The 19,580-nt window shown below is 71.0% G+C and carries 16 protein-coding genes; 11 read left to right on the forward strand and 5 right to left on the reverse strand.

The genetic code is table 11. The features are described from left to right. Positions 1-40: 40 nt before the first annotated feature. Positions 41-1,255, reverse strand: coding sequence for a PQQ-dependent sugar dehydrogenase (locus ACTHJJ_RS08435; RefSeq protein WP_440302496.1), 1,215 nt, complete (start codon positions 1,253-1,255; stop codon positions 41-43). A 9-nt stretch (positions 1,256-1,264) separates the two neighbouring features. Beyond that, the gene (locus ACTHJJ_RS08440) at positions 1,265-1,930 is read right to left on the reverse strand and encodes an MOSC domain-containing protein (RefSeq protein ID WP_440302497.1); all 666 of its coding nucleotides are present in this window, start codon (positions 1,928-1,930) and stop codon (positions 1,265-1,267) included. A 42-nt stretch (positions 1,931-1,972) separates the two neighbouring features. On the opposite strand from ACTHJJ_RS08440, the gene ACTHJJ_RS08445 reads away from it, so the two are divergent. From ACTHJJ_RS08445 to ACTHJJ_RS08455, 3 genes are all read left to right on the forward strand, one after another. After that, entirely contained in the window at positions 1,973-2,911 is a 939-nt protein-coding gene (locus ACTHJJ_RS08445) for a 2-hydroxyacid dehydrogenase (RefSeq protein WP_440302498.1), read from the forward strand. An 86-nt stretch (positions 2,912-2,997) separates the two neighbouring features. Further along, positions 2,998-4,077, forward strand: coding sequence for a WD40/YVTN/BNR-like repeat-containing protein (locus tag ACTHJJ_RS08450; RefSeq protein WP_440302499.1), 1,080 nt, complete (start codon positions 2,998-3,000; stop codon positions 4,075-4,077). Positions 4,078-4,094: 17 nt separating this feature from the next. Beyond that, positions 4,095-4,391: a MoaD/ThiS family protein gene (locus ACTHJJ_RS08455; RefSeq protein ID WP_440302500.1), complete on the forward strand. Its 297-nt coding sequence runs from the start codon at positions 4,095-4,097 to the stop codon at positions 4,389-4,391. Between the two features lie 180 nt (positions 4,392-4,571). On the opposite strand, the gene ACTHJJ_RS08460 is transcribed toward ACTHJJ_RS08455, so the two are convergent. Further along, entirely contained in the window at positions 4,572-5,204 is a 633-nt protein-coding gene (locus ACTHJJ_RS08460; protein ID WP_440302501.1) for a TetR/AcrR family transcriptional regulator, read from the reverse strand. 61 nt (positions 5,205-5,265) lie between these two features. On the opposite strand from ACTHJJ_RS08460, the gene ACTHJJ_RS08465 reads away from it, so the two are divergent. The 4 genes from ACTHJJ_RS08465 to ilvD all read left to right on the forward strand — a co-directional run bounded on the left by ACTHJJ_RS08465 (position 5,266) and on the right by ilvD (position 10,504). Then, the gene (locus tag ACTHJJ_RS08465; RefSeq protein ID WP_440302502.1) at positions 5,266-6,012 is read left to right on the forward strand and encodes a hypothetical protein; all 747 of its coding nucleotides are present in this window, start codon (positions 5,266-5,268) and stop codon (positions 6,010-6,012) included. Further along, positions 6,009-8,072, forward strand: coding sequence for a YhgE/Pip family protein (locus ACTHJJ_RS08470; RefSeq protein WP_440302503.1), 2,064 nt, complete (start codon positions 6,009-6,011; stop codon positions 8,070-8,072). Before ACTHJJ_RS08465 ends, ACTHJJ_RS08470 begins: the two co-directional genes overlap by 4 nt. A gap of 113 nt (positions 8,073-8,185) precedes the next feature. Beyond that, positions 8,186-8,710: a SixA phosphatase family protein gene (locus ACTHJJ_RS08475; protein WP_440302504.1), complete on the forward strand. Its 525-nt coding sequence runs from the start codon at positions 8,186-8,188 to the stop codon at positions 8,708-8,710. A 93-nt stretch (positions 8,711-8,803) separates the two neighbouring features. Then, a complete protein-coding gene (gene ilvD / locus ACTHJJ_RS08480; RefSeq protein ID WP_440302505.1) occupies positions 8,804-10,504 on the forward strand; it encodes a dihydroxy-acid dehydratase in 1,701 nt (566 codons plus the stop codon). Positions 10,505-10,661: 157 nt separating this feature from the next. On the opposite strand, the gene ACTHJJ_RS08485 is transcribed toward ilvD, so the two are convergent. Both ACTHJJ_RS08485 and ACTHJJ_RS08490 read right to left on the reverse strand, forming a co-directional pair. Next, entirely contained in the window at positions 10,662-11,606 is a 945-nt protein-coding gene (locus ACTHJJ_RS08485; RefSeq protein WP_440302506.1) for a GNAT family N-acetyltransferase, read from the reverse strand. A 142-nt stretch (positions 11,607-11,748) separates the two neighbouring features. Continuing rightward, a complete protein-coding gene (locus tag ACTHJJ_RS08490) occupies positions 11,749-13,659 on the reverse strand; it encodes an MFS transporter (RefSeq protein ID WP_440302507.1) in 1,911 nt (636 codons plus the stop codon). A 452-nt stretch (positions 13,660-14,111) separates the two neighbouring features. Here ACTHJJ_RS08490 and ACTHJJ_RS08495 point away from each other — a divergent pair, with 452 nt between their 5' ends. From ACTHJJ_RS08495 to serA, 4 genes are all read left to right on the forward strand, one after another. After that, entirely contained in the window at positions 14,112-15,956 is a 1,845-nt protein-coding gene (locus tag ACTHJJ_RS08495; protein WP_440302508.1) for an acetolactate synthase large subunit, read from the forward strand. Positions 15,957-15,961: 5 nt separating this feature from the next. Further along, positions 15,962-16,474, forward strand: a complete 513-nt coding sequence (gene ilvN / locus ACTHJJ_RS08500; RefSeq protein ID WP_440302509.1) for an acetolactate synthase small subunit — start codon at positions 15,962-15,964, stop codon at positions 16,472-16,474. Between the two features lie 95 nt (positions 16,475-16,569). Further along, positions 16,570-17,598 carry a ketol-acid reductoisomerase gene (gene ilvC, locus ACTHJJ_RS08505; protein ID WP_440302510.1) on the forward strand — a complete coding sequence of 343 codons (1,029 nt, stop codon included), beginning with the start codon at positions 16,570-16,572 and terminating at the stop codon, positions 17,596-17,598. Between the two features lie 290 nt (positions 17,599-17,888). Next, the gene (gene serA, locus ACTHJJ_RS08510) at positions 17,889-19,472 is read left to right on the forward strand and encodes a phosphoglycerate dehydrogenase (RefSeq protein WP_440302511.1); all 1,584 of its coding nucleotides are present in this window, start codon (positions 17,889-17,891) and stop codon (positions 19,470-19,472) included. Positions 19,473-19,580 lie beyond the last annotated feature (108 nt).

Genomic DNA, 19,580 nt, shown 5'->3' on the forward strand with positions numbered 1-19,580 from the left:
CTCTGTTCGCGTCAGTGCCCCATACCCCCAACGGGAGGCGTCAGCCGCGGACGCCCACGTCGGATGGGGGGAGCGAGACGATCCGGTCGTTGCCGCCGTTGCTCGTGAGGATCCAGGCGCGGCCCTGGACGAAGTGGATGTCGCGGATCCGGCCGTAGGTCCCCTCGAGGTGGCGGGTCGGCGTGCCGGCGGTGCCGTGCGCGTCGATCGGCACCCGCCAGACCGACTGGCCGCGGAGGGCGCAGATGTACACCGCGCCGTCCGGTCCGATCGTGATCCCGCTGGGGGACATGTCTGCCGGGCGCCACTGAGCGACCGGGTCGACATAGTCCGGGTTGCCGGCGCTGCCCTCGACCTCGGGCCAGCCGTAGTTCCGGCCCGGCTCGATCCGGTTCAGCTCGTCCCAGGTGTCCTGGCCGAGCTCGCTCGCCCACATCCGCTTCTGGCCGTCCCAAGCGAGCCCCTGCACGTTGCGGTGCCCGTAGCTCCAGACCGGCGAGCCGCCGAACGGGTTGCCGGGTGCGGGCTTGCCGTCCCTGGTGATGCGCAGGATCTTGCCGCCCAGCGAGCCGAGGTTCTGCGACAGCGGCTTGTCGCCGGACTCGCCGGTGCCGACGTAGAGGTAGCCGTCGGGACCGAAGGCGATCCGTCCGCCGTTGTGAAAGGTCCCGCGGGGGATCCCCGTGAAGACGACCGTCGGCGTGCCGATGCTGCCGCCCCGCCAGGGCACGGCGGCGATGCGGTTGTCGTTGTCGGAGGTGTAGTAGGCGAAGAAGACGGGATCGGTCCCGAAGTCCTGCGGCACAGCAAGCCCGAGCAGGCCGCCCTCACCGGGCACCCGGTGGATGTCGAGGTGCCCGACCACCCGCGACTTCCCGGAGCCTCCCGGTGCCGGCACCCAGTGGATGTCGCCCGTGTTGCGCTCGCTGACCAGCGCGGACCCGTCCGGCAGCATCGCGATCGACCACGGGATGTCGAGGCCGCCGAGGACCGTGAACGCCGGCTTGTCGAGGGGGACTGCCGACGGCTTCGCCTCCGTCGTGCCGGTCGCCGTGCTGGACGACGGCCGGGACGACCCCGGCGACTGGGGCGCGGAGGTGCCGAACCGAGCGGTTCCGGTGGGAGTGCGCGGGACGGACACTCCCTGTCCGCCCTCACCATCAGGGCTGGAGCAGGCCGCAGCGGCGACGAGCAGGGCGGCGGCGCCCGCGAGGCGCACGAGGGGCCGGCGACGCGGGACTCCGGTGAGCGGCATACCCCAGTGTCACCGAGGGACCCGGCGGCCCACCCGGCGCGCGAGCCAGTCGTGCTCCTCCTCGGCGAGGACGCCCGAGTCGAGGACGCGGGCGGCCGCCTCGCGGTCACCCATGGCTGCGCGGAAGTTCATCAGCAGCGTGATGTCGTGCCCCGGCCGTTCGACGCGGATCTCGTCACCCGTCCGGAGGGCTCCGGGCTCCATGACCGACAGGTACGCGCCGGTGCGACCGACCTGGCTGAACCGCTTCACCCAGCCACGCACGCCCATGTGGCCTGCGAACGTGGCGCACGGGATCCGCGGCACCTCGACGCGCAGCACGACCGAGCCGATGCGCCAGACCTCGCCGATCCGGGCGGTGGTGCAGTCGACGCCCACGGTGGTGAGGTTCTCGCCGAACATCCCGTTGGGGAGGGGCCGGTCCAGCTGGGTCTCCCACCAGTCGAGGTCCTCGCGGGCGTAGGCGTAGACGGCCTGGGTGCGGCCCCCGTGGTGGCGGCGGTCGCCGATGTCGTCGCCGACGACGCCGCTGCCGAGCCCGCCGTGCATACTCCCCGGGACGCGCACCTCGACCGCGTCGACGGGACGCTTGTCGATCGCGGTGGTCGGGCCGCTCGCGTAGCGCCTCGCGACGCCCGCGCCGACGTTGAGGGACAGGATGCGGGCGTCGGTCACCCGCCCGAGCGTAATGGTCGGCCTCCCCGATAACGTGCCGACATGTCCTCAGGTCGCGCGCAGCTGCTCGTCTCCGTCCCCGATGAGGAGTATGCCGCCCAGCTGGCAGACCTCGAGGGCGTCGACACGCTTGTCTGGGACATGCGTGAGCCACACCCGCGAGTGGGGGAGATCGACCTCGTCGTACGGCCCTACCTGCATCCCGTCGACCTCGCGGCCGCGCTCGACGGCGCACGGTCGCTCCAGGTCGTCCAGATCCAGAGCGCCGGCTACGAGGACGTCCTGCCCCACGTGCCGGCCGGCGTCACCCTGTGCAATGCCGCGGGCGTCCACGACGCCAGCACCGCCGAGCTGGCCGTCGGGCTCGCCATCGCCTCGCTGCGCGACCTGCCGCAGTTCGTCCGGAGCCAGGACGAGCACGTCTGGCAGGACTGGTCCTACCGGCGTTCCCTTGCCGACAGCAGGGTCCTGCTGCTCGGCTACGGCCAGATCGGCCGGGCCATCGCGAGCCGGCTGCGCCCCTTCGAGGTGTCGCTGACGGCGATCGCGTCACGGCCCCGGCCGGGTGACGACCTCGTCGGGTGGATCCACGGCATCGAGGAGCTGCCCGACCTCGTCGGTCAGGCCGACGTGCTCATCGTCATCGTGCCGCTGACACCGGCCACCCGCCGGCTCGTCGACGCCGACCTGCTCGCGCGGATGCCGGATGGCGCGCTGGTCGTCAACGTCGCTCGCGGCGGCATCGTGGACACCGACGCCCTCGTCGCGGAGTGCGCCAGCGGCCGGCTGCAGGCCGCCCTGGACGTGACGGACCCGGAGCCGCTGCCCCCGGGCCACCCGCTCTGGAGCACTCCCGGCGTGATCATCACCCCCCACGTGGGCGGGGCAACGCGCGCGATGCGGCCGCGGTCGATCGACCTGGTCCGCCGGCAGGTCGAGGCGCTGAGGGACGGCCGGCAGCTCGCGAACGTCGTCTCCTGACAACCTCGCCGGCGACACGCCAGACCGTCCCGGCGACACGCCGAATCCCTCTTGTCCGTCATGACGCCATAGTTCACACTGTCAACATGACCGAGACGATCGTTGCCATCGGCACGCGCAAGGGCCTCTGGATCGCCCGCAGCGACGACCGGGAGAGCTGGCATCTCGAGGGCCCGCACTTCCTCATGAGTGAGGTCGCCTCCCTCGCCATCGACACCCGGGAGGGCCGCGCGGCGGTCCTCGCTGGCGTCAAGTCATGGCACTGGGGACCGACCGTGCAGGCCAGCGAGGACGGCGGCCGCACCTGGACCGAGAGCGCCGAGCGGGCCGTCGCCTTCCCGAGCGACACCGACACCGCCCTCGAGCGGATCTGGCAGCTGACCCCCGACCCCAACGACACCGACGTCGTCTGGGCGGGCGTCGAGCCCCACGCCCTCTTCAGGAGCACCGACCGCGGCGAGCACTACGAGCTCGTCCGGGGCCTCTGGGAGCACCCGCACCGGTCCCACTGGGAGCCGGGCTTCGGCGGCGGCGCCGTGCACACCGTCGTCCCCGACCCCGGCCACCCCGAGAACCTCCTCGTCGCGATGAGCGCGGGCGGCGTCTACCGCTCGTCCGACGCCGGCGCGTCCTGGGCGCCGAGCAACCCGGGCATCCGGGCCTACTTCATGCCCGACAACGAGTACCCGGAGTACGGCCAGTGCGTCCACAAGGTCGCGCGTGGCGTCGACGGGGCGCTCTACGCACAGAACCACAAGGGCGTCTACCGCTCCGACGACGGCGGCACGACGTGGGTCTCGATCGCCGACGGGCTGCCGACCGACTTCGGGTTCACCATCCTCGCCCACCCGAGCCGGCCCGGGACGGTGTGGAACATCCCCGTCGCCGACGACGGCCAGCGGATCCCGCCGGACGCGCAGCTGCAGGTGCAGCGCTCGGACGACGGGGGGCGATCCTGGCGGATGCAGGCCAAGGGGCTGCCGGCCGAGAGCTACACGTGCGTGCTGCGCGACGCCGCGTCGCTCGACAGCGAGGACCCGGTCGGTGTCTACTTCGGCACCCGCAACGGCGACGTCTTCGCGTCCGTCGACGAGGGTGAGACGTTCAGCCGGATCGCGACGCAGCTGCCCGACGTGCTCGTCGTCCGTGCGGGCCAGCTGCCCTGAGTCGCGAAGGATTCCGTATGTCGCTCACCCCCGTCCGGGTCATCCTGCCCGGAATGCTCCGCGACCTCGTCGGTGGCGTGCCGGAGATCGAGGTCGGCCTGGCTGACGGACAGGCCACGGTCGCGGACGTGCTCGACCGGGCCTTCGTCGAACACCGGATCCTCGACGGCAAGGTGCGCGACGAGCGGGGCCAGATCCGCCAGCACGTGAAGGTCTTCGTCAACGGCGAGGACGCGACCCGGGGTGCCGGCGTGGCGACGCCCGTGCCGGCCGGCGCCCGGGTTCACATCATCAACGCCGTCTCCGGCGGCTGACCCAGCCCCCAATCGAGAGTGCACCTTTCCCGATCGAGCGTGCACGCTCGATCCAGACTTCTGCACTGTCGACCGGGGGTTTCACACGCTCGATCCAGACTTCTGCACTGTCGATCAAGGGTTTCAGACTCTCGATCCAGACTTCTGCACTGTCGATCGGGAGACGTGCGCCCGTCGGGACTACTGCACACGCGATCCGGTGGGGGTCAGGTCGAGCAGGAGGGGGTGGACGGCCTGCTTGAGGGCGCCGGCCGGTAGCGACCGTGGCTCGACGAGTCGCTGGGTCATCGAGCCCTGGACCAGCGCGACGGCCGTACGCACGAAGAGCTCGGTCGGCATGGGCAGCGACACCGAGTGCTCACGGCAGATCTCGTCGACCACCTCCACGAGCGTCCGGCGGACCCGCTTCTGCTGCTGGGCCCACGCGCGCCGGGCCTCCGCGTCGCGAATGGCGTGCAGGGTGAACTCCGTCGTCAGCAGGAGCCACTGCTCCGTCCGGGGACCCTCGGCGGTGAGGGCGGCGAAGACGTCCCGAAGCACGGTGCCGGGGGAGACATCACGGTCAGCGGCAGCGCGGATCCGCTCGACGAGCGTGGCGGTGTGCTCCGACGAGAGCTCGATGACGAGGTCGTCCTTGGAGGCGAAGTTCGAGTAGAAGGCGCCCCGGGTGAAGCCGGCCCGCTCGCAGATGTCCTCGACGGACGCCCCGTGGAAGCCCCGTTCCGCGAAGACCTCGCTGGCTGCGTCGAGGAGCCGGCGTCGTGTCGCCAGCCGTCGTGCCGTGAGCCGCTTGCCGGCGCCGGTGTCCGCCATGTCCACAGCATACGCTCTCGTATTGGATACGGGGATGTATTGGATGCATACTCGTATTGAAATGAGTGTGTTCCGCAGAGCTTCCAACCCGCCCACCGACCCCGCCGACGTCCTCGTCCACGACCTCACCGTCCCCGGGCCGCACGAGCCGTTCATCAGCGACCTGTCGTTCCTCGCGCGCGCTGGCCAGGTCACCGTCGTCCCGACCGACCCGGGTCACCCGCAGGCCGCGCTCGCTTTGGCCCTCTCCGGCCGCATGGACGGCGTGACCGGCTCGGTGAAGGTCGCGGGCAGCGCCGAACGGCGGGACCTCCAGTCCCTCGTCCGCCTCATCGACGTCGAGGATGTCTCCGCCCCCGACGACGCGCTACCGCTCCGGACGGTCATCCGCGAGGAGCTCGCCCTCGCGGACCAGCGCTCGTCCCGGGCACAGGTCCATTCGTTCCTCGACCAGCGCGACCTGACCGGCCTCGCAGGGGAGCGGTGGGACCGGGTCCCGCCCGGGACCCGAGTCGCGCTGCTCACCGAGCTCGGCGCCTGGCGCCCCGGAACCCGGGTCGTCGTGGTCGCCGGCCCGGACCGGCATGGCGGCGACCCGATCGCCTGGTTGCGGCCGGCCGAGGAGGTTGCCGAGCACGGCCTCACCGTCATCGTCCTCTGCGCCCCGGCGACCGCGACCCACCTGCTGCAGCACCGCCACGACTCCTCCGTAACGACCGGCACGGTCATCCCCTCGCTCGCCCCCTGGGCCGGCACCGTCCGACCCGCCACCTCACACACCACCTCACTCGAGGAAGCCCACGCATGAGACCGCTTCGTCTCGCCGCCTCGGAGCTGCGCCGTCTCTCGGCGTCGACGCTCCTCAAGCTCGCGCTGCTCGCCTTCGCCCTCATCCCGACGATCTACGCCGGCCTCTACCTGTACGCGAACAAGGACCCCTACGCCGCGTTCCCCAACCTGCCCGCCGCCGTCGTCTCCGAGGACGCCGGCACGACCCTCTCGACGGGGGAGCGGCTCCAGGTCGGCGGCACGGTGGCCGACCACCTCGTCGACTCGCGCTCCTTCGACTGGCACCGAGTCGACCGGACCCAGGCGCTCGACGGGGTGCGGTCCGGCCGCTACGACTTCGCGGTCATCATCCCGTCGTCCTTCTCGGCCGACCTGGCGTCGTCCGCCGACTTCAACCCCCGGCAGGCGAGCCTCGTCCTCGAGACGAACGACGCGAACAACTACATGACCTCGATGATCGGCAACACCGTGATCAAGGAGGTCTCCGACTCGGTCGCGAGCGAGGTCAGCGAGACCGCCGCGAGCAAGCTGCTCGCCGGGTTCACGACCATCCACGGCCAGCTGGGCCAGGCCGTGGACGGCGCCGGGCAGCTGAGCAGCGGCGCGGCCTCCGCCCACGACGGGGCAACGCAGCTCGCGGACGGCGCCGGCACGCTCGAGTCGGGCCTCGGCCGGCTCCAGACCGGGGCGACCCAGCTTGCCGACGCGACCGGACAGGCGCGCACCGGTGCCGACCAGCTCGCCTCGGGCGCCGACCGTCTCTCCGCTGGCCTGTCCACCCTCGACTCGAAGACGTCCACGCTGCCCAGCCAGACCAGCCGCCTCGCCGAGGGCGCCGCGCAGGTCGCGGCCGGCAACCGGAAGGTCGCGGCGATCGGCGACCAGGCGGCAACCGCCTCGTCCCGCCTCCGCAGCCAGGTCGCCACCGAGCGGCCCAAGATCCTCGCCAGCCTCAAGGCGGCCGGCCTGACCGACGCCCAGATCGCCGACGTGACGCAGCGCCTGGACAGCATCGACGGCTACGTCTCGACGGCCGACGCCACGGTGCAACAGGCCTCCGCCGACCTCGACCGGCTCTCCGCCGGCGCGGACCAGGTCGCCTCAGGCAGCCGCGCCCTCGCGAACTCGATGCCGGCCCTCGCCGGCGCAGTCCACCAGTCCGCGACCGGTGCCGGGCAGCTGCGTGGCGGCGCCCAGCAGCTGTCCTCGGGCCTCGGTCGGATCGACGACGGCGCCAGGCAGCTCGCCACCGCGGCAGGTCAGGCGGGCACCGGCGCAAGCACGCTCCATACGGGCGCGGTCAAGCTTGGCGACGGCCTCGGGCAGCTCCAGACGGGCGCGAGCCAGCTGCACGACAAGCTCGCCGAGGGCCGCAACTCCATCCCGAACCCCAGCGCGGCACAGCGCAAGGCGACGGCGCAGACGATCGGCAGCCCGCTGCGGGTCGAGTCCGACGCGATGTCGCGTGCGGGGACGTATGGCGCAGGGCTGGCGCCGATGTTCCTCAGCCTCTCGCTGTGGATCGGCGCGTACACGATCTTCCTGCTGGTCCGGCCCTTCTCCTCCCGGGCGCTCGCGACCAGCCAACGGTCGGTCCGCACCGCCCTCGGCGGCTGGCTCGCCCCCGCGGCCGTCGGCGTCGTCCAGGTCGTCGCGCTCCTCGCGATCGTCGGCCTCGGCCTGCGCATCCACGTCGCCCACCCGGTGCTCGCGCTGGGCTTCCTCGTCCTGGTCTCCGCCTCGTTCGTCGCGATCATGCACGCCCTCGCGTCGCGGCTCGGGGCCGTCGGCAAGTTCCTCGGGCTCGTCTTCATGGTGGTCCAGCTCGTCAGCTCGGGCGGGACGTTCCCGTGGCAGACGCTGCCCCGGCCCCTGCAGGCGGTGCACCAGGTCGTGCCGATGAGCTACGCCATCGACGGCCTGCGGCGGCTCATGTATGGCGCGCAGCTCGACCCGCTCGCCGGTGACGTCGCGGTGCTGGTCGCCTACCTCGTCGTCGCGCTGGCCGTCTCGACGGCTGCCGCCCGGCGGGCTCGAGTCTGGGATGCCCGTCGGCTCAAGCCGGACCTCGTCCTCTGACCGAGCTGGCGCGGCCAGTCGACAGGCCACGTCCCGTCGACTGGCTGCGTCCCGTCAGCTGGCCACCCGGGGCAGGGCTGACAACCTCCTCCCGGCGCGGCATGCTCGTGATCATGGGCATCGCGGCACAGGACAAGAGCCTCCTTCTCATGCGCCACGGCAAGGCCGAGGAAGGGGCCGGCAAGCCCGACCACGACAGGGTGCTCGCCAAGCGGGGCGTCCGCCAGGGCGAGCTGACCGGCGCGTGGCTGCGTGAGCAGGGGCTGGTTCCCGACCTCGTCATCTGCTCCACCGCCGTGCGCACCCGCCAGACGTGGGACGCGGTGCGGCACGGCGGGGCCCGCGCCGAGTACGTCGAGTTCCGGCGCCCGGTCTACCAGGGCGGCGCCGAGTCGCTCGTCGAGACGATCCGGGAGGATGCCGGCGAGTCGTCGACGGTCCTCGTCGTCGGCCACAACCCGACCATGGCGCAGGTGACCACCCTGCTCAGCGACGGCGACGGTTCGGCCCAGGCGCACGAGGCGCTGGCGAACGGCTTCGTGACGAGCGGGGTCGCGGTGCTGCGCTACTCGGGCGACTGGGCCGACCTCGAGTTCGGCACCTGCAAGCTCGAGCGCTTCCACGTCTGCGAGGAGTGACCCGGCCCCAGTCCGCGCGGGTGGGGCCGGCCCTGCAGGTTCACGGCCTGAGATGCCGTGTCCACCCTCCGGACGCGGTCCTATGCTGCTCCCATGACTCAGACCCCCGACATCAAGCCCCGCAGTCGCGACGTCACGGACGGCCTCGAAAAGGCCGCGGCGCGAGGGATGCTCCGGGCGGTCGGGCTCGGTGACGAGGACTTCGCCAAGCCGCAGATCGGGGTGGCGAGCTCGTGGAACGAGATCACCCCGTGCAACCTGTCGCTCGACCGGCTCGCCAAGGCCGTCAAGGACGGCGTCCACGCCGCCGGCGGCTACCCGCTCGAGTTCGGCACGATCTCGGTGTCCGACGGCATCTCCATGGGCCACGAGGGCATGCACTTCTCGCTCGTCTCCCGCGAGATCATCGCCGACTCCGTCGAGACGGTCATGAACGCCGAGCGGCTCGACGGCTCGGTCCTGCTGGCCGGCTGTGACAAGTCGCTGCCCGGGATGCTCATGGCCGCCGCGCGGCTCGACCTCGCCTCGGTGTTCCTCTATGCCGGGACGATCCTGCCCGGTGTCGCCAAGCTTTCGGACGGCACCGAGAAGGAGGTCACCATCATCGACGCCTTCGAGGCGGTCGGAGCGTGCGCGGCCGGCCGGATGTCCCGCGAGGACGTCGACGCCATCGAGCGTGCGATCTGCCCGGGTGAGGGCGCGTGCGGCGGCTTCTACACCGCCAACACGATGGCCGCCGTCGCGGAGGCGATCGGGATGTCGATCCCCGGTTCCGCCGCCCCGCCCGCCACCGACCGGCGCCGGGACCACTACGCACGCCTGTCCGGGGAGGCGGTCGTCGGTCTGCTCCGCAAGGGGATCACCGCGCGGCAGATCATGACCAAGGAGGCGTTCGAGAACGCCATCGCCGTCGTCATGGCCTTCGGCGGCTCGACGAACGCCGTCCTGCACCTGCTCGCGATCGCCCACGAGGCCCAGGTCGACCTCACCATCGGCGACTTCCAGCGCATCGGCAAGAAGGTGCCGCACCTCGCGGACGTCAAGCCCTTCGGGCGGTTCGTCATGAAGGACATCGACCACATCGGGGGCATTCCGGTGGTCATGAAGACCCTCCTCGAGGCGGGCCTGCTGCACGGCGACACCCTCACGGTGACCGGCAAGACCATGGCGGAGAACCTCGAGGAGCTGAACCCGCCGCACATCGACGGCAGGGTCATCCGGGGGATGTCCGAGCCGATCCACCGCACCGGGGGCCTGACCATCCTGACCGGGTCGCTCGCCCCGGAGGGCGCCGTCGTCAAGTCGGCCGGCTTCGACGACGACGTCTTCGAGGGGACAGCCCGCGTCTTCGACGGCGAGCGGGGCGCGATGGACGCGGTCGCCGAGAACGACCTGAAGCCCGGCGACGTCGTCGTCATCCGCTACGAGGGCCCGAAGGGCGGCCCCGGGATGCGCGAGATGCTCGCCGTGACCGGCGCCATCAAGGGGGCCGGGCTCGGCAAGGACGTCCTGCTCCTCACCGACGGCCGCTTCTCCGGCGGCACGACGGGGCTCTGTGTCGGCCACGTCGCGCCGGAGGCGGTCGACAACGGGCCGATCGCCTTCGTCCAGGACGGCGACCCGATCCGCCTCGACGTCGCCAACGGGCGCCTCGACCTGCTCGTCGACGAGGCGGAGATGGAGCGCCGCCGCGCCGAGGGAGTCAGGCACCCGGAGCCGCGCTACACCCGTGGCGTCCTCGCGAAGTACCGCAAGCTGGTGCAGAGCGCCAGCAAGGGCGCCGTCCTCGACTGACGACGACAGCGTGAGAACCCGAGCGACGAAGGAGCGAGGCCCGGAGCGCCGAGGAGCGGGTCGCAACAGGCTCGATTGTGCGAGCTCGGGTTTTGAGTTTTTCGGGGGGCTAATATGGCCACCCGAATACCTCAAAGCGCGGCTGGTGTCCGGCGGCTCAGACCTCGGCCGAAGTGTCGATGGCCCAGTGCCGCCACGTCGCCTTGACGCGCATACCGACCCGTTCGTAGAGGCCGAGTGCGCCCGTCCGCGAGTCGGTCGACAGCTCGGACCGCGTCGCCCCATGCTCCCGGGCGGCGGCGAAGGAGTCGACGAGCAGGGCCCGCGCCAGGCCGAGGCCGCGCCGGTCCCGCCGCACGGCCAGCCGGTCGACGTAGCCGTCCTCACCGGCCAGAACGATGACCGAGACCCCGACGACGACGCCCTCCGGGTCGACCATGACGCGCAGGTTCCACGGCTCGAACCCCGGACGCTGCAGGACGCCGGCCTCGAAGTCCTCCCACGTCTCCCGGTCGCGCTCCGACCACTCCAGGAACGCGTCCTCGAGGACGTCGTGCGCCGCGCGCCGGACCGCCTCGTCCTCGGCCACCCGGATCTCGTATCCGTCCGGGATCGGCTGCGCCACGATCTCCGCCCCGCCCGGCATCTCGAGGACCCACGAGGTCCACGCCACGTCGTAGCCGAGGTCGCGCATCAGCCGCTCCCCGGGCGAGCCGTCTGGTGCGGGCATGCCGACGAGTCCCTTGCCGTCGCGGCGGCTGATCCGCTGGGTCCACCGGGCCAACTCGGTCCCGATGCCCCTGCCCCTCCGGTCGGGTGCGACGGCCGCGTCGGCGCGCCTACCGCTCGCCACCTCGGCATAGCCGACGAGCCGTTCCCCCTCGAAGACGCCGATGCTCTGGGCGGCGAGGTCGAAGCTGGGCCGCTGCCAGTCGGCCACGATGTCCGCCTCCTCGATGGCGACCTCGCCGGTCGACTCGAGCTCACACTCGGCCATCAGCTCGAAGACCGCCCGTGCATCAGTCGGCCGTAGGGCCCGGACGGTGTATCCCTCGAGGGCCAGCTCGTTGATGTCGGACGCCTCGCTCGTCTGAGCGCTCATGGTTCCCCCTTCGTCGTGGTGCCCCCGACGAGTGTGCCGACCCTCCGTCCGGCCGCTCCACCCAATTTCCGGTCCGTATATCGCTCAGCCGGCTCCAGCTGCGCTCCAGCGCACTCCGCTCGCCCGGGGTGGGTGGCCCTGATCAGGCCCGCGCTCCGCCCCTCGGCGGGCCGAACCGGTTGTGACCGAGATGCACGGCCTGGCCCTCGACCAAGGCCTGGCGCAGCGCGCTGCGGAAGCGTCCGGGGCCCCAGTCCTGGGCGCCGAGAACGCGAAACAGACCCTCACGGGTCAGGGGCCCGCGCTCCCGGAGCGCCCGTGTGATGGCTTCGATCTCGTCGTCGAGCACCGTTCCCGGGGGCGTCATGTTCGGCCCCAGGCCTGCACCGCTCGGACCGGGCCGGTAGCGACGAGCACCCCTGCCCTCCTGTCGGCGCCGCTCCTCCCGGGCCGCGATGCGCTTCTCCCGCTCGGGCAGAACCCGCTCCGCATCGGTCTCCTCCGGCACGGCACCTCGCGCGGGCGCCGCCGCGGCTCGTCCGCCGACCCCCGCCTCCTCCGACCGACGAGCCCGCAGCTCCTCCGGGCTCAGATGTGTCCGGTGCTGCTCCCGTGCCTCCTGCGCGGTCAGCGGGAGGGCGATGTCCTCGAGCTGGGCCTGTTCCGCCCTCACGCCGAAGAAGACCTCGACGATGCCGCCGATGGCCATGACGATGGCGCCGATGATGAAGGCGACGGCCATCCTGGGGACGCTGCCGGACTCGATGAACTGACCGAAGAGGAGGGGTCCGCTGATGCCGCCGACGGCCGTGCCCAGCGCGTAGAAGAACGCGATGGCGAGGGCGCGGGTCTCCATGGGGAAGATCTCGCTCACCGTCAGGTAGGCGGCACTCGCACCTGCCGAGGCGAGGAAGAAGGTCGCCATGAGCAGCGCCTGGAAGCCCCAGACACCGCCGATCGACTTCACCATGACCCAGGCGAGGACGACAGCGAGGACGGCGGACCCGAGGAAGGTGCCGGAGATCATCGGCTTGCGTCCCAAGGTGTCGAAGAGGCGTCCGAGGAGCAGCGGGCCGAGCAGGTTGCCGACGGAGAAGAGGATGAAGAACAGTGGCACCCGGCTCGACGACACGTGGTAGGCCGTGCCCAGGAGCGTGCCGAGGTTGAAGGTGACGCCGTTGTAGAGGAAGGCCTGGCCGACGAACAACGCGACGCCGAGGATCGCCCGCTTCGGATAGAGGGTGAAGGCGACCTTGGCGATCTCCCGGAAGGGGATCGCCGCGCGTTGCCGCACCGTGAGGCTCTCCTCGGCCCCGGGGAGGTCGTGGCCGGTCTCCTCCCGGGTCTGCTGCTCGATCTCGCCGACGATGCGCTCTGCCTCGTCGTCGCGACCGTGGATGAACAGCCACCGGGGGCTCTCCGGCACGTGGCGCCGCACCAGCATGATGAGCAGGCCGATGACCGCTCCGAGCCCGAACGCGATGCGCCACCCGAAGTTCTTCGGCAGGATCGCCTCGTTGAGGAGCAGGAGGGTCAGGGCTGCCCCCGCTGCGGCCCCGGCCCAGTAGGTGCCGTTGATCGCGAGGTCGACCCGGCCCCGGACCCGGGCAGGGATCAGCTCGTCGATCGCCGAGTTGACTGCTGCGTACTCACCGCCCAACCCGGCGCCGGCGAAGAAGCGCATCAGGTAGAGGTACCAGGGTGCGAAGGCGAACGCGGTCAGGACCGTGCCGGCGACGTAGACGCACAGGGTGAGGATGAACAGCCGCTTGCGCCCGAACCGGTCGGTCAGCTGTCCGAAGACGAGGGCGCCGACGCAGGCGCCGACGATGTAGACGGCACCCGCCGTGCCGATCTGCGCCGCCGTGATGTGGATGCCGCTGCCCTTCTCGATGAGGCGGGCGGCGACGTTGCCCACCATGGTCACCTCGAGCCCGTCGAGGATCCAGACGGCGCCCAGCCCGATGACCACCCGCCAGTGGAACCTCGACCAGGGCAGCCGGTCGAGCCTCGCCGGGATCTTCGTGGTGATGGTGCCGGTCTGGACGCTCATCGCGGGCCTGCCGATCTCAACGCTTCGAGGAAGGACGGAGCGGCAGGGACGCGCCCCGGGCCGGCGACACCGCCCTCGCCCGTACCCGCGCACCGTGGCACTAAGCGCACCAGCGCCGACGGCCGGCCGAGGGCGGTCCCTCCTCCGGCCGTATGCCGCTCGCTGGTCCGCGCCGCGAAGGGGTCCTTTCCCGCGGGGCGCTCAGCGGCACAGGTGACCTTCGGCACCCTCGCCCGAGACGCTCCGGTCACATGGTGAGATCACCAATCTCGTGGATTGACACTCCACGCAGGAAGTAGCACGGTTGGAGCGTGGCTCGAATCCTCGTACTTCCCTAGCGCGCCGACCCCGACCGGTCAGCGCGCTTTCCCCTTCCGTCCTCACCTGGACTGGAGGGTTTTTTTGTGCAGGAGACCCGGCCCACACCACTCCATGAGAAAGCGATCGTCATCGTGAGCGACACCACCAAGCAGGCGCCCTCGCCGGCTGACGTGGCCTCCCTGGCCCGTCCCCGGTCCACCAACGAGCAGCCGGAGCAGGCCGTCGAGGTCACCGGTGCCCAGTCGCTCGTCCTCTCCCTCGAGGCGGTCGGGGCCGACACGGTATTCGGCATCCCGGGTGGCGCGATCCTGCCCGCCTACGACCCGATGCTCGACTCGACGAAGGTGCGTCACATCCTCGTCCGGCACGAGCAGGGCGCCGGCCATGCGGCCGAGGGCTACGCGTCCGCGACCGGCAGGGTCGGGGTCTGCATGGCGACCTCGGGCCCGGGTGCCACGAACCTCGTGACGCCGATCGCCGACGCACACATGGACTCGGTGCCGATCGTCGCGATCACCGGCCAGGTCTCGAGCGCCGCGATCGGCACGGACGCTTTCCAGGAGGCCGACATCCGCGGCATCACGATGCCTGTGACGAAGCACAACTACCTCGTCACCGACCCCGCGAAGATCCCGCAGGCGATCGCCGAGGCGTTCCACATCGCCCGCACCGGCCGGCCCGGCCCCGTCCTCGTCGACATCAGCAAGGACGCGCTCCAGGCGAAGACCACGTTCTCCTGGCCGCCGAAGTTCGACCTGCCCGGCTACCGCCCGGTGACCCGCCCCCATGGCAAGCAGATCCGCGAGGCCGCCCGGCTCATCGCGGCGGCCGAGCGGCCGATCTTCTACGTCGGCGGCGGGGTCGTCCGGGCGGAGGCGAGCGAGCAGCTGCGCCGGCTCGTCGAGCTCACCCAGATCCCGGTCGTCACGACCCTCATGGCCCGCGGCACCGTCCCCGACAGCCACCCGCTGAACCTCGGGATGCCCGGCATGCACGGCACTGTCGCGGCCGTCACCGGCCTGCAGAAGTCCGACCTGCTCATCGCGCTCGGTGCCCGCTTCGACGACCGGGTGACCGGCCAGCTGTCGACCTTCGCTCCCCACGCCAAGGTGGTCCACGCCGACATCGACCCGGCCGAGATCGGCAAGAACCGTGTCGCGGACGTCCCCATCGTCGGTGACGTGGGCGAGGTCATCACCGAGCTGATCCACCAGATCGAGGCGGACCGTCTCGACGGCTCCGACGACCCCGGCGCCTGGGACTACTCGGCCTGGCGCGAGCTCGTCGCCGGCTGGAAGGACACCTTCCCGCTCGGCTGGACCGACAGCGCCGACGGCACGCTCTCGCCGCAGTACGTCATCCAGCGCATCGGCGAGCTGACGGGCCCGGACGGGACGTATGTCGCGGGCGTCGGACAGCACCAGATGTGGGCCGCGCAGTTCGTCCAGTACGAGCGCCCCAACGCCTGGCTCAACTCGGGCGGCCTCGGCACCATGGGGTATGCGGTGCCCGCGGCGATGGGCGCGAAGGTGGCCGAGCCGGACCGCACCGTCTGGGCGATCGACGGCGACGGCTGCTTCCAGATGACGAACCAGGAGCTGGCGACCTGCGTCGTCAACAACATCCCGATCAAGGTCGCGATCATCAACAACAGCTCGCTGGGCATGGTGCGCCAGTGGCAGACCCTCTTCTACGGCGAGCGCTACTCGAACACCGACCTGCAGACGACGGGGGAGCGGATCCCCGACTTCGTCAAGCTCGCCGACGCCTACGGCTGCCTCGGGTTGCGCGCCGAGAAGCCCGAGGACGTCGACGCGGTCATCAAGCAGGCTCTCGAGACGAACGACCGGCCGGTCATCATCGACTTCATCGTCCACCGGGACGCGATGGTGTGGCCGATGGTGCCCGCGGGCGTCAGCAACGACAAGATCCGGGTCGCGCGCGACGAGGCGCCGGTGTGGGAACGCGAGGAGTGAGCGTCATGAGCAAGCACACGTTGTCGGTTCTCGTCGAGAACAAGCCGGGTGTCCTGACCCGGGTGGCCGCCCTCTTCTCGCGGCGCGGCTTCAACATCGACTCGCTCGCGGTCGGCCCGACGGAGATCGAGGAGATCTCCCGGATGACCGTCGTCGTCGAGGTCGAGGCGGGCGCCCTCGAGCAGGTGACCAAGCAGCTGAACAAGCTCGTCGAGGTCCTCAAGGTCGTCGAGCTGGACACGACCGGCGCGGTCCACAGCGAGATCTGCCTCGTCAAGGTCCGGGCCGACGCGACGACGCGCAGCCAGGTCGTCGACACGGTGAACCTCTTCAAGGCCAAGGTCGTCGACGTCGCGCCCGACGCGATGACGATCGAGGTGACCGGCACGTCGGACAAGCTGAGCGCGTTCCTCGCGGTCCTCGAGCCGTTCGGCATCAAGGAGCTCGTCCAGTCCGGCGTCGTGGCGATGGGCCGCGGCTCGCGCTCGATCACGGACCGCTCGCTGCGGAGCGCCTGACCGAACCGACCACTGGCTGGGCGAGCGGACCCCGGGTGCGCGCCCAGCGGCATACTCACTGACCAGACACACCCAAACCGAAGGAGAAGGCCACGATGGCCGAGATGTTCTACGACGACGACGCCGACCTGTCCGTGATCCAGGGCAAGAAGGTCGCCGTGATCGGCTACGGCAGCCAGGGCCACGCCCACGCGCTCAACCTGCGCGACTCCGGGGTCGACGTGCGCGTCGGGCTCGCCGAGGGCAGCAAGAGCAAGGCGAAGGCCGAGGCCGAGGGCCTCACGGTCCTGCCCGTCGCGGACGCCGTCACGGAGGCCGACCTCGTCGTCATCCTGACGCCCGACCAGGTGCAGCGGACCGTCTACGCGAACGACATCAAGCCGAACCTCAAGCCCGGTGCGGCGCTCCTCTTCGGCCACGGCTTCAACATCCGCTTCGGCTACATCACGCCGGAGGCGGACGCCGACGTCATCATGGTCGCGCCCAAGGGCCCGGGCCACATCGTGCGTCGTGAGTTCGTCGACGGGCGCGGCGTCCCGGTGCTCCTCGCCGTCGAGAAGGACGCGTCCGGCCACGCCTGGGACCTCGCCAAGAGCTACGCCAAGGCGATCGGTGGCCTGCGTGCGGGCGGCATCCAGACGACGTTCACCGAGGAGACCGAGACCGACCTCTTCGGCGAGCAGGCCGTCCTCTGCGGTGGCGCGAGCCAGCTGGTCCAGTACGGCTTCGAGACGCTCGTCGAGGCCGGCTACCAGCCCGAGGTGGCCTACTTCGAGTGTCTCCACGAGCTCAAGCTCATCGTCGACCTCATGATCGAGGGCGGCATCGCCAAGCAGCGCTGGTCGGTCTCCGACACGGCCGAGTACGGCGACTACGTCTCCGGCCCGCGCGTCATCGACCCGCACGTCAAGGAGAACATGAAGGGCGTCCTCGCGGACATCCAGAACGGCGCCTTCGCGAAGCGGTTCATCGACGACCAGGACGCCGGCGCGCCGGAGTTCAAGGCGCTGCGCGACAAGGGTGCCCAGCACCCGATCGAGGCGACCGGCAAGGACCTGCGCAAGCTCATGGCGTGGGTGCAGGACACGGACGCTGACTACGTCGAGGGCTCTGCAGCGCGCTGACCCGCAGGGACTGATCCGACCATCGGCCACGAAGTGCCCCCAACCCCGGTTGGGAGCCGCACTTCGTGGCCGATGGGCGTCTCGAGGTGCCTTCGTTGCCGATTGGCAGGGCGTATGCCGCTCACCGGCTCTTCGCCAGCCCGCCACGTGAGGTGCACCTCACGGTCACATCCTGAGCGCACCCTCCCGCATCCGGGCACCACGGTCCTAGACTGGCGCAGGCACATCGCGGTGCCAGTCGTTGGCCCGCGTCCGGCGGGGCCCGTACACCGTTCGAAGGGAATCCCCCTGTGTCCAAACCTGTCGTTCTCATTGCCGAAGAGCTCTCGCCCGCGACGCTCGACGCGCTCGGTCCGGACTTCGAGGTCCGCCACTGCGACGGAGCGAACCGCGACGAGCTGCTCCCGGCTCTGGCGGATGTCGACGCGATCCTGATCCGCTCCGCCACGAAGATGGACGCGGAGGCGCTCGCCGCCGGCAAGAAGCTCAAGGTCGTCGCCCGCGCCGGTGTCGGTCTCGACAACGTCGACGTCGCGGCCGCCACCCAGGCCGGGATCATGGTCGTCAATGCTCCGACCTCCAACATCACCTCGGCCGCCGAGCTCGCGGTCGCCCTGCTCCTCGCGACCGCGCGCAACATCGCCCCTGCCAACGAGGCCCTCAAGGGCGGGGCGTGGAAGCGGAGCAAGTACTCCGGCGTCGAGCTGCTCGACAAGACCGTCGGCGTCGTCGGCCTCGGCCGGATCGGTGCCCTCGTCGCCGAGCGGCTCAAGGGCTTCGGGATGAAGATCCTCGCCTACGACCCCTACGCCTCGGCCGCCAAGGCGGGCCAGCTCGGGGCCCAGCTCGTCGGCCTCGACGAGCTGCTCGCCGAGTCCGACTTCATCACCGTCCACCTGCCGAAGACGCCCGAGACCCTCGGCCTCATCGGCGAGGACGCTCTGTCGAAGGTCAAGCCGTCGGTCCGCATCATCAACGCGGCCCGTGGCGGCATCGTCGACGAGGCCGCCCTCGCCCGGGCGCTCGACGAGGGCCGCGTGGCCGGCGCCGGCATCGACGTCTTCGTGACCGAGCCGTGCACCGAGTCTCCCCTCTTCGCGCACGAGTCCGTCGTCGTGACGCCGCACCTCGGCGCCTCCACTGAGGAGGCCCAGGAGAAGGCCGGCATCTCGGTCGCCAAGTCGGTCCGCCTCGCCCTCGGCGGCGAGCTCGTCCCGGACGCGGTCAACGTGAGCAGCGGCTTCATCGCCGAGGAGGTGCGCCCGGGAATCACCTTGGTGGAGAAGCTCGGTCGCATCTTCACGGCCGTGGCCGGTGCCGTGCCGGCCCAGCTCGACGTCGACGTCCGCGGCGAGATCACCGAGCACGACGTCAGCGTCTGGAAGCTCGTCGCCCTCAAGGGTGTGTTCACCGACGTCGTCGAGGACCCGGTGACCTATGTCAACGCGCCGATCCTCGCCGAGCAGCGTGACTGCAAGGTGCGGCTCGTCACGTCGGCGGATGCCGGGGATTTCCGCAACATCACCATCCTCCGCGGCACGCTCGCTGACGGCACGATCGTCTCGGTCGCGGGCACCCTCACCGGCCCGAAGATGGTCGAGAAGCTCGTCGGCGTCGGCGAGTACGACCTCGAGGTGCCCCTGTCGGACCACATGCTCGTCTTCGAGTACACCGACCGCCCGGGCGTCGTCGGCCGCATCGGCCAGCTGCTCGGTGACGCGGGCGTCAACATCGGCGGCATGCAGGTCTCCCGCCACGGCGACAGCGCCATCGGCGTGCTCAACGTCGACAACGTCGTCTCCCAGCAGCTCGCCGGCGAGCTCGCCGAGGTCATCGAGGCGAGCAAGTTCGCGGTGGCCGACCTCGGAGACTGACCAACCAATCCGGTATGCCGCTGGGGTGGGGCCCCGCCGCCCCCGCGGGGCCCCCCCCACGCCCAAACAGTTTAGGGGGTGGTGGTGAAACCCCCGCCCTCAAAGGGG

It is taken from the genome of Intrasporangium sp. (assembly GCF_051961875.1).
Taxonomy (GTDB): Bacteria; Actinomycetota; Actinomycetes; order Actinomycetales; family Dermatophilaceae; genus Intrasporangium_A.